Annotated in this window: 7 protein-coding genes; 4 read left to right on the top strand and 3 right to left on the bottom strand. The window is 74.6% G+C overall.

Translation table 11 applies throughout. The annotated features are described in order from the left end of the window. The first annotated feature begins 36 nt into the window (after window positions 1-36). The 4 genes from H299_RS0101730 (at window position 37) to H299_RS0101715 (ending at window position 7,892) form a co-directional block, all read left to right on the top strand. Window positions 37-438: a globin gene (locus H299_RS0101730; protein WP_199782383.1), complete on the top strand. Its 402-nt coding sequence runs from the start codon at window positions 37-39 to the stop codon at window positions 436-438. A gap of 121 nt (window positions 439-559) precedes the next feature. Next, a complete protein-coding gene (locus tag H299_RS0101725) occupies window positions 560-4,021 on the top strand; it encodes an ABC transporter permease (protein WP_027746995.1) in 3,462 nt (1,153 codons plus the stop codon). A 5-nt stretch (window positions 4,022-4,026) separates the two neighbouring features. Further along, on the top strand, window positions 4,027-6,867 hold the full coding sequence (locus H299_RS31635) for an FtsX-like permease family protein (RefSeq protein ID WP_037757247.1): 2,841 nt from the start codon (window positions 4,027-4,029) through the stop codon (window positions 6,865-6,867). Window positions 6,868-6,920: 53 nt separating this feature from the next. Then, complete coding sequence (locus H299_RS0101715) at window positions 6,921-7,892, top strand: ATP-binding cassette domain-containing protein (protein WP_027746994.1); 972 nt, start codon at window positions 6,921-6,923, stop codon at window positions 7,890-7,892. Window positions 7,893-7,900: 8 nt separating this feature from the next. Here the strand turns inward: H299_RS0101715 and H299_RS0101710 are convergent, their stop codons facing one another. From H299_RS0101710 to ettA, 3 genes are read right to left on the bottom strand one after another with little or no spacing between them, the layout of a single operon-like run. After that, window positions 7,901-8,578, bottom strand: coding sequence for a DUF8185 domain-containing protein (locus H299_RS0101710; protein WP_027746993.1), 678 nt, complete (start codon window positions 8,576-8,578; stop codon window positions 7,901-7,903). Beyond that, window positions 8,550-8,993: an acyl-CoA thioesterase gene (locus H299_RS0101705; protein ID WP_027746992.1), complete on the bottom strand. Its 444-nt coding sequence runs from the start codon at window positions 8,991-8,993 to the stop codon at window positions 8,550-8,552. The genes H299_RS0101710 and H299_RS0101705 overlap by 29 nt, the downstream gene beginning before the upstream one ends. 30 nt (window positions 8,994-9,023) lie before the next feature. Further along, window positions 9,024-10,688, bottom strand: coding sequence for an energy-dependent translational throttle protein EttA (gene ettA, locus H299_RS0101700; RefSeq protein WP_027746991.1), 1,665 nt, complete (start codon window positions 10,686-10,688; stop codon window positions 9,024-9,026). Window positions 10,689-10,723 lie beyond the last annotated feature (35 nt).

Genomic DNA, 10,723 nt, shown 5'->3' with positions numbered 1-10,723 from the left:
CCCGTCCGTCGCGGCATCTGCGACCATGGGAGCGTGATGGAGATTCCGCGCGGCACCTTGCAGACGGAGACTTTCTACGAACAGGTGGGCGGAGAGGAGACCTTCCGGCGCCTCGTCCGCCGCTTCTACCAGGGGGTGGCACAGGACCCGCTGCTGCGGCCCATGTACCCGGAGGAGGACCTCGGCCCCGCCGAGGAGCGGCTGACGCTCTTCTTCATCCAGTACTGGGGCGGGCCGCGCACGTACAGCGAGCAGCGCGGCCACCCGAGGCTGCGGATGCGGCATGCCCCCTTCAAGGTCGACGAGGCCGCGCACGACGCGTGGCTGTCGCACATGCGGGAGGCCGTGGAGAGCCTGGAGCTGGACCCGGAGCACGAACGGCAGCTCTGGGGCTACCTCGTGTACGCCGCAAGGACTATGGTCAACTCCGCGGACTGAGCGCCGCCCCCGCCGTACAGGCCCTGTCGGTCACCCACAGCCGTCCGCCCGGAGGGTGGTGCTCGACGGGGCGCCCCGGTGCCGCAGGCGGCGGGCGCGGGGGAACAGGGGGCAGCGGGGCTTGGGTCGGTTCGTCTTCTCGCGGGTGCGCGCGCACCGGTTGCTGATCGCCGCCGCTCTGCTCACGGTGCTGCTGACCACCTCGGTGCTGACCGTCCTCTCGGCCTTCGCCGCCACCCTCGGGGACACCGGGCTGCGTCGCAGCCTGGAACACCAGTCGGCGCCGCGCACCGTACTCGACGTCCAGGCGGACGTGACGGCCGAGGACGCCGCGGACGTCGACCGGTCGGTCCGCCGGGCGACTCTACGCGCGTTCGACGGACTGCCGACGACGATCGAGGCGAGCACCCGTTCGGGTCCCTACGCCCTGCCGCGCGCGCTGCGCCCGAAGGACGCGGGCCGCGACGCGGACCCGGACCTGACGCTCTTCGCCTCGCTGGACCGCGACCGGGTGCGCATGACGGCGGGCAGCTGGCCCGCCACCGCCCGTGGCGACGCGGGCGGCAAGGACTCCGGCTCGCCGGCCGTCCTGCCCGTGGCGGTCCCGCAGAGCGCGGCGCAGCGGCTGGGTCTGGAGCCCGGCGACCACATCGACGTCAAGAGCAGGCTGAACGGCCCGCCCCCGGTGCGGGCCGAGATCACCGGCGTCTACGCCGCCGAGAACCCCGACGACCCGTACTGGCGGCTGGACCCGCTGGACGGCGACGGCGTCCGCACCCTCGCCTTCACCACCTACGGCCCGCTGGCCGTCGACGCGGACGCCTTCACCGGAGCGCTGGAGCCCGCCTCCGCCCACTGGCAGGCGGAGGCCGACTTCTCGCGCGTCTCCGCCGCCCGCATCGGCGAACTGCGCGACCACGTACGCACGTCGGTGGCCCGTTTCGGGGACTCCGCGAAGGTCGGCGGCGCCGTCGCCTCCAGCGAGCTGCCCGCCCTGCTGGACGGGCTGGAGCGGACCCTGCTGGTGGGCCGCTCCACGCTGCTGATCGCGGCGCTCCAGCTGGCGGTGCTGGCGGGCCTGGCCCTGCTGCTCGTCGCCCAGCTGCTGGCCTCCGAACGGACCGCCGAGACGGAGCTGCTGCGGGCGCGCGGCGGCTCGCGCGGCCGGGTCGCGGCGCTGTCAGCCGCCGAGGCGCTGCTGCTGGCGGTGCCCGCGGCGCTGCTCGCGCCGCTGCTCGCGGTGCCCGTGGTGGAGGCCCTGATGGGCTCCGGCGCCCTCGCCCGCTCCGGGGTGGACCCCTCGGTGCGGCTGCCGGCGGAGGCCTGGTGGGTCGCCGCCGGTACGGCGCTGGCCTGCGCGGCGACGGTGATCGCGCCCGCGCTGCGCGGCCGGTCGCACCAGCCTGGCGAGGACGGCGGGGCCCGGACCTCGCGCAGGCGCAAGGCGTCCGCGATGTTGCGCGGCGGCGCCGACCTGGCGCTGCTCGCGATCGCGGGCGTCGCGTACTGGCAGTTGGAGCGGCGCGCCGCGGGCACCGGCGTGCTCACCGGCACGGACGGGAGCGGCTCGGAGGCCCTGGGCATCGACCCGGTGCTGGTCACGGCGCCCGCGCTGACCCTGCTGGCGGGCACGGTACTGGCCCTGCGGCTGCTGCCGCTCGCGGCCCGGCTGGGCGAGCACCGCGCCGCCCGCTCCCGCGGCCTGGCCGGGGCGCTCGCGGGCTGGCAGCTCAGCCGCCGCCCGATGCGGGGCGCCGGTCCGGCGCTGCTCCTCGTACTGGCGGTGGCGATGGGGGTGTTCGCGGTCGGGCAGGGCGCCAGCTGGGACCGTTCGCAGGGCGATCAGGCGGACTTCCGTACCGGCGCCGACGCGCAGGTCACCGGCTCCAGCGCGCCCGCCTTCGGGCAGGGCGGGCTGTACGAGGGCATCGAGGGGGTGCGCGCGGTGGCGCCGCTGGCCCGGGACGAGTTCACCGTGTCCGGCGAACGCACCGTGCAGGTGCTCGCCACCGACAGCCGTGCGGCCTCCGACGGCCTGCTGCGGATGCGCGGGGACCTCGCGGACGAGCCCCTGCCCGAGCTGCTGCACCCGCTGGCGGGCCCCCGGGAGCGGTCCCCGGCGGGCATCGTGCTGCCCTCCGGCACCCGCGAACTGGGGCTGGACCTGCGGCTGGAGCGACTCAGCGGGGCCGGGGACAGCGGCGCGGCGGACAGCGGCACCGGGGACGGCGGCGCGGGGAGCACCCAGGACTCCGTCGCCCTCACCTTCGAGGACAGATTCGGCGTGCCGTACGAGTTCCTCATCGGTGATCTGCCCGCCGACGGCCGCGTACACCGCCTCGAGGCCGGGCTGGCCACAGCCGCCGGAGGCACCGGCGGCTCCCCGGCCGGACCGCTGCGGCTGACCCGGCTGTCCGTCTCGCACACCGCACCCGTCGCGGATGAGGAGCGCCGCCTGACGCTGGCCGGCCTGGAGGTCTTCGGGCCCGGCGGCACCGTCGAGAAGGTCACCGTCCCGGCCGGGACCCACTGGGGTTCCGCCATCGGCACCGACGACCGGCAGCAGATCCTCGGCACCGGCCGCTTCGCCGCACCGAAGATCCGTTCCGCCGGGCCGGACGGGGACGGCGCCCGGCCGCTGACCGTCCGCTACACGACGGGCTCCGCGCCGTCGCCGGAGCCGTACGGCATCGAGGCGGTCTCGGTGGACCTGCGGCTGGTCCCCGGGCCGCCGCCCGGCTCCGGGACCGCGCAGGGCGGCGCGGGGCACGAGCGGGAGGACGGGGCCGACGCCCTCTCGGGCGTCGCCACCGACGCGTTCCTCTCCGCCAGCGGCGCCGAGGTCGGCGACTCCGTCAAGGCGCAGGTCTCCAGCACCGAGCTGACCGTGCGCATCACCGGCTCCGTACGGGCCCTGCCCGGCACCACGGCGCGCAGCGGCGGCAAGGACGGCGGCGCGCTGCTGCTCGACCTCGCCGCGGTCGACCGCGCGCTGCTCGCCGCCTCGGGCCCGCCACTGGAGCCGGAGAGCTGGTGGGTGGACCTCCGCGAGGGCCAGGCAGACAAGGCCGTCGAGCGGCTGCGCACGCTGCCCTCGCTGGAGGGCGTGGTGGTGCGCGACGAACTCGCCGCCGAACTGCGCGCCGATCCGCTCAGCGCGGGCCCGCGCACGGCGCTGACCGGCATCGCGATGGCCGCCGCCGCACTGGCCGCGATGGGCTTCGCGGTGAGCGCGGCCGGGGCGGTGCGGGAGCGGACGGCGGAGTTCGCGGTGCTGCGGGCGCTGGGCGCGCCGCGGCGGCGGCTCGCCCAGGTGCTGGCGACCGAGCAGAGCCTGCTGGTGCTGGTGTCGCTGGCGATCGGACTGGCGCTGGGGGTCCTGCTGACCCGGCTCGTCGTCCCGTTGATCGTACTGACCGGTGAGGCGCGGCAGCCGGTGCCCGACCTGCTCGTACGACTGCCCCTGGGCTCGCTGGCGGTGCTGCTGGGCGCGGTCCTCGTGGTGCCGGCACTGGTGATCGCCGGTACCGCGCTGCGCGGCGCCGACCCGGTCGCCGCGCTGCGCACGGAGCGGGAGGACTGAGCCGGATGACGCGACGGGACGAGCCCGGGGGCGGGCGGCGGGCGGGCACCGCCCCGCCGGCCGCGGCCTGGGCGTGGACCCGGCTGCGCGCCGCCCCCGGCACCGCGCTCGTCTTCGCCGCGCTGCTGCTGGTCACCGCCTTCACCGCCGCCGCGCTGCCCCGCCTCGTCGACGACTACCAGAACGACGCCCTGCACGAGTCCCTCGCCAGAGCGCCGCTCCAGGACCGGCTGGTCACCGGCACCGCCAACACCGCCCAAGCCGGTGCGGGAGCCGACCCGCGCCAGCTCGTACGGCCGTCCGCCGTCGACAGGTTCGCCGCCGCCTTCCGCGAGGCGGTACGGGCGCCGCTGCCCGCCGACAAGGGCAAGGCCGTGTACGGCGTGCACAACCGCGTGCCCGCCGACGCCCTCGACCCCGGCTTCCCCCGGCCCACGCCCACCCGCGCCCCGCAGACCACCCTCGTCGCCCAGCAGGACCTGGCCGGGCACAGCCGTCTGACCGAGGGGCGGATGCCCGGCCCCCGGGTGACCGGCCCGCCGGGTGAGCCGCGGGTCGAGGCCGTGCTCACCCCGGCCACCGCGAAGCGGATGAAGCTGCGGACGGGCGACAGCTTCCACCTGGACGGGCACGCCGGGAGGACGACGGTCAAGGTGACCGGGCTGATCAGCCCGCGTTCGCCCGAGGCGGCCTACTGGAGAGCCGGGAAGAGCCTCGACCGGCCCACCCTGACGACCGTGCAGCCCCCCGGCCCAGGCAGCGACCCGCAGCACTTCTGGCACTTCAGCGCGTTCATCGACCGGGAGGCCACGGCCGCGCTGCTCGATCTCCAGGACGGCGCCGAGCTGTTCTGGCACCAGCCGCTGCGTACCGAGCGGCTCCAGGCGCACCAGGCGGGCGCACTGCGGGACGCGCTCGGCTCGTTGTCCGCGGGCCCGGCCGCCACCCGGCTCGAGGAGGCGGCGGGCGTCGGCCCCATCACCGTCGACGAGCGGCTCGAGGAGCTGTTCACCCATTTCGAGCGGGAGCGTGCGGCCGTCGCACCGCTGCTGCTGATGGCCGCGCTCGGACTGGGTACGACGGCGGTCACCGTGCTGCTGCTGTGGGGGGTGCTGGCCGCCGAGCGGCGCGAGGCGGAGCTGGACCTGCTGCGCTCGCGCGGCAGTTCGCTGCGCGGGCTCGGCGCCCGCCTGCTGGCCGAGACGCTCGCCACCGGGATTCCGGCGGCGGTGGCGGGCACGGCGGCGGCGCTGCTGGTCACCCCGGGCAGCCGCGTCCGGGAGGCGCTGCTGGCGGCCCTCGCGGTCTCCCTGGTCGGGGTCTTGACCCTGCCCGTGCGGGCGGTGCTCACGCACCGTCGGCCGCACGCTCCGGCCCAGCGCTCCGATCTGCTGCGCGGACGGCGCTCCCGGCGGCGCACAGTCGTCGAACTGACCGCGCTCGTCCTGGTCGTGGGCGCCATCGTGGCCCTGCGCCGGCGCGGGACCGGGGGCGGAAGCGGCGGGGGAAGCGGCGGTGCCGAGGCCGGCGGCCCGGACCCGATGCTGGCCGCGGCGCCCGTGCTGCTGGCCGTCGCGGTCGCGCTGGTGCTCGTCCGGCTCTACCCGCTGCCGCTGCGGCTGCTGGCCCGGCCGGCCGCCCGGTGGCGCGGCGCGGTCGCCTTCCTGGGCATGGCCCGTGCCGCCCGCGCGCCGTCCGCCGCCGTGGCCGGACTGCCGCTGCTGACCCTGCTGGTGGCGCTGACCGTGGCCTCCTTCGGCGGCACGGTGCTGGCCGGCATCGCCGACGGCCGCGACGAGGCGGCGCTGCGGGCGGTCGGCGCGGACGCCCGTATCGAGTCGCCCGGCCCACTGCCCGGCACGGTGCTCTCCCGGGCAGCGGGGACGGACGGGGTGGCGGGCGTCAGCGGCCTCCGGGTGTTCGACGGCGGCACCGTGGCGGACGGCACGACCGGGGTGACCGCCGGCGACGGCGTCACGGTGGTCATCGCCGACCCTCGCGCGTACGCCCGCCTCGCGGACCGGACCGGCTTCGGCCCCTTCTCCGAACGGGACCTGCGTGCGGGCAAGAACGCCGAGGGCACGGACCCGGTGCTGCCGGCCCTGGTGTCCGCGCCGCTCGCCGAGAAGATGTCGGACACCGCTTCCGTCTCCGTGCCGGGCCTCGAACTGACGGTGCGCCCCGCCCTCGTACGGCAGAGCACTCCCGCCACCCGGGGCGCCGAGTTCCTGCTGCTCTCCCGCGCCGCCGTGGAACAGGCCCGGCCCGACACCGCAGGCACCGCGCTGGTCAGCCCCAACGCGCTGCTGCTGAGCGGGGATTCCCTCGACGAGGCGGCGCTGCGCGAACTGGCCGAGGACGCGGGCCTCACCCTGCGCCTGCGCAGCGACGAACGCGACTCGTACAGCGACTCCGTGCTCCAGTCCGGCGCCGAACGCCTCTACCTCGGCGCGGTACTGGCCGCCGCCGGATTCAGCGCGCTGGCCGTGCTGCTCTCCCTGCTCCAGACCGCCCCGGACCGGATCACACTGCTCGCCCGGCTGCGCACGATGGGGCTCTCCCGGCGCCAGGGCCGGGGGCTGCTGCTGATCGAATCCCTCCCGATGTACCTGATCACCGCGATCGCCGGGGTGCTGACCGCGCTCGCCTCGGTGCCCCTGCTGCGGCCGGGCATCGACCTGGCCACGCTCGCCGGGACCCCGGCCACGGACCCGGTGCGCCTCGGGATTGATCCGCTGTCCCTGGCCCTGCCCGCCCTCTGCCTGCTGACCCTCGCCTGCGCCGCGCTGCTCGTACAGGCCCGGATCGCCAGCCGGAAAACGGACCTCCGGATGGAGCCGCTGTGAGCAACGAGACCCCCGACACGCCCCACGACGGCACCGGCCGGGACGGCGCCGCGGTGCCCTCCCTGGCCGAGCTGGAGCGCCGCGCCACCCGCGGCGGGCCCGCGTACGGCCAGGGCGCACTGATCGCCTGCGACCGCCTGGTGCGCGTCTTCCAGGCGGACGGCGTGGAGGTGCAGGCGCTCCAGGGGCTGGACCTGCTGGTCGCTCAGGGCGAACTCACCGCCATCGTGGGAGCCTCGGGCAGCGGGAAGTCGACGCTGCTGAACATCCTGGCCGGGCTCGACGCCCCCACCGCCGGGAGCGCGACGGTGGCGGGCTGCGACCTGCTCGCGATGGACGCGAAGACCAGGCTCGGCTACCGGCGGGACACCGTCGGCTTCATCTGGCAGCGCACCTCGCGGAACCTGCTGCCCTACCTCACCGCCGCGCAGAACGTCGCGCTGCCGATGCAGTTGCGCGGCCGGCACGGCCGCAGGGCGGACGGCGCGCCGCGCGGGAAGCGCGCCCGCATGGCGCGGGCGGGCGAACTCCTGGACCTGCTGGACATGTCCCACTGCCTGGACCGGCGGCCGGCCGCCCTCTCGGGCGGGGAGCAGCAGCGCGTCGCCATCGCCGTGGCGCTGGCCAACAACCCGGCGGTGGTCTTCGCCGACGAGCCGACCGGGGAGCTGGACTCGGCCACCGCCGAGCAGGTCTTCGCGGCGCTGCGCACGGCCAACTCCGAACTGGGTACGACGATCCTGGTCGTCACGCACGACCAGGCGGTGTCCTCCGAGGTCACCCGGACGGTGTCGATCCGGGACGGCCGCACCAGCTCGGAGACGCTGCGGCACGTGCGCACCGACGAGGACGGCGGCGAGTCGACCGTCAGCCGCGAGTACACGACGATCGACCGCTCCGGGCGGTTGCAGCTGCCGCCGGAGTTCACCGAGCCGCTGGCCATCCGCGACCGGGTGCTGCTGGAACTCCAGCCGGACCACATCGAGGTACGGCCGGACACGGCACCCCCGCACGGCGACGGGTGACGCCCAGGTCAGACCGGTGTGACGCTCAGGCCGAGGCCCGGCCCCGGCCCGGCCCCGGCGGCGCCGCGCACGATCACCGAGCCGTACGAGGTACGCAGCCGCAGCCAGCTGCCGGAGCCGTACAGCGCGACCGGGGCGGCGGAGTCCCGCAGGAAGCCGAGCGCGTGCGCCGCGTGGACGGCCCGCAGCCGCATCCCGGTGCCGCGCAGCGGGCGCTCCCAGATCTCCTCGGCGAGCGCGTCCAGCACCTCGCGGGTGCGCTTCTCGGGGGCCAGCCGCTCCGAGCGGTCCCGGAACTCCGCGACGGCGCCCGCCGCGGCCTCCCGTACGGCGTGCGCGGGCAGTTCGGCCGCGACGCGCCAGCCGCTCCGGGGCGGGAGCAGCCCCGCCCAGGCCGGGCCGGTCACCTCGGCGGGCACCGCGGGGACCGACTCGCCCGGCTCGTCGATCCGCTCCAGCAGCTCACCGGCGGAGACCGTGGCGTCCAGCTCCACCGGCTCCAGGAGCCGCGAGGTGAGCACGGCCAGCACCTCGAAGCGGGCGGGGCGTGCGAACACGCCGAGCACTCCGGCGCCCGCCTGGAGCCGCACGGCCGCCGCCTTCTCCCAGCGCAGCAGCCGCCCGAGGAAGGCCGCCAGCGCGGCGGCCTCCCCCGGGTCAGCGAAGGTCAGACGCGGCGCTGTCATCGGCGTACTCCTCCAGGAAAGACCTCTCCTGGGAGGTGAGCCGCCGAATCCGCGCCTCGTCCAGGAGGTAGGGAACGATGACGGTCCGCGCGCGTACGTAGACCGCCTCCGCGTCCTTGATGACGTAGTCCAGGGTCGCGGACGCGGCGCCTATCTTGGTGACCCAGGTCTCGACGGTCACCGGCGCGTGCCGGTGCACCAGCGGACGCAGATAGTCGATCTCGTGCCGGGCCACGACCGATCCGCCCTGGAAGGGCTTCTCGTCCGCGGCCGACGACTGCGCCGCCTCCCGGGCCAGCCGGGACATGAAGTCGATCCGCGCCTCCTCCAGATAGCGGAGGAAGACGGCATTGTTGACGTGCCCGAAGGCGTCCATGTCCGACCAGCGCAGGGAGCACTCGAAGATGTGCCGCACGCTCAGACCCTCGCTCTCTGCGCCACCGGATCAGCCGCGCGTGAGCTTCTTGTACGTCGCACGGTGCGGGCGGGCCGCGTCCGGGCCGAGCCGCTCGATCTTGTTCTTCTCATAGGACTCGAAGTTGCCCTCGAACCAGAACCACTTGCTCTCGCCCTCGTACGCCAGGATGTGGGTGGCGATGCGGTCCAGGAACCAGCGGTCGTGGGAGACGACCACCGCGCAGCCCGGGAACTCGAGGAGCGCGTTCTCCAGCGACGAGAGCGTCTCCACGTCGAGGTCGTTGGTCGGTTCGTCGAGCAGCAGCAGGTTGCCGCCCTGCTTGAGGGTGAGCGCCAGGTTGAGCCGGTTGCGCTCGCCGCCGGAGAGCACGCCTGCGGGCTTCTGCTGGTCGGGACCCTTGAAACCGAACGCGGAGACGTACGCCCGCGAAGGCATCTCCACCTGGCCGACGTTGATGTAGTCCAGCTCGTCCGAGACGACGGCCCACAGCGTCTTCTTCGGGTCGATGTTGGCGCGGGACTGGTCGACGTAGGAGATCTTGACCGTGTCACCGACCTTGATCGAGCCGGAGTCCGGGTCCTCGAGGCCCTGGATCATCTTGAACAGCGTGGTCTTGCCCGCGCCGTTCGGGCCGATGATGCCGACGATGCCGTTCCGCGGCAGCGTGAACGACAGGTCGTCGATCAGCACCTTGTCGTCGAACGCCTTGCTCAGGTGCTCGACCTCGACGACGACGCTGCCCAGCCGCGGGCCCGGCGGGATCTGGATCTCCTCGAAGTCCAGCTTCCGGGTCTTCTCGGCCTCCGCCGCCATCTCCTCGTAACGGGTCAGCCGCGCCTTGGACTTGGCCTGCCGACCCTTGGCGTTGGAGCGGACCCACTCCAGCTCCTCCTTGAGGCGCTTCTGGCGCTTCGCGTCCTTCTGGCCCTCGACCTTGAGCCGGGCCTGCTTCTTCTCCAGGTAGGTGGAGTAGTTGCCCTCGTAGGGGTGGGCGCGGCCGCGGTCGAGCTCGAGAATCCACTCGGCGACGTTGTCCAGGAAGTACCGGTCGTGGGTGATGGCCACGACGGTGCCCGGGTACTTTGCCAGGTGCTGCTCGAGCCACTGCACGGACTCGGCGTCCAGGTGGTTGGTGGGCTCGTCCAGGAGCAGCAGGTCGGGCTGTTCGAGCAGCAGCTTGCACAGCGCGACGCGGCGCTTCTCACCGCCGGAGAGGTGGGTGACCGGCCAGTCGCCGGGCGGGCAGCCGAGGGCGTCCATGGCCTGCTCGAGCTGGGCGTCCAGGTCCCAGGCGTTGGCGTGGTCCAAGTCCTCCTGGAGCTTGCCCATCTCCTCCATCAGGGCGTCGGTGTACTCGGTCGCCATCTCCTCGGCGATCTCGTTGAACCGGTCCAGCTTGCCCTTGATCACGGCAACGCCGTCCTGGACGTTCTCCAGGACCGTCTTCGTCTCGTCCAGCGGGGGCTCCTGGAGGAGGATGCCGACGCTGTGGCCGGGGAGCAGGAAGGCGTCGCCGTTGGACGGCTGCTCGATCCCGGCCATGATCTTCAGCACCGTGGACTTGCCCGCGCCGTTCGGGCCCACGACGCCGATCTTCGCCCCCGGCAGGAAGTCCAGGGTGACATCGTCAAGGATGACCTTGTCGCCGTGCGCCTTGCGCGCTTTGCGCATGGTGTAGATGAACTCAGCCAAGAGAAACCGTCCGGCAGTCTGGTAGGTGTCGATAC

It is taken from the genome of Streptomyces sp. CNH287 (genome assembly GCF_000424825.1).
The sequence above is the reverse complement of the archived record's forward strand: the minus strand, read 5'-3'. Positions and strand labels throughout refer to the sequence as shown.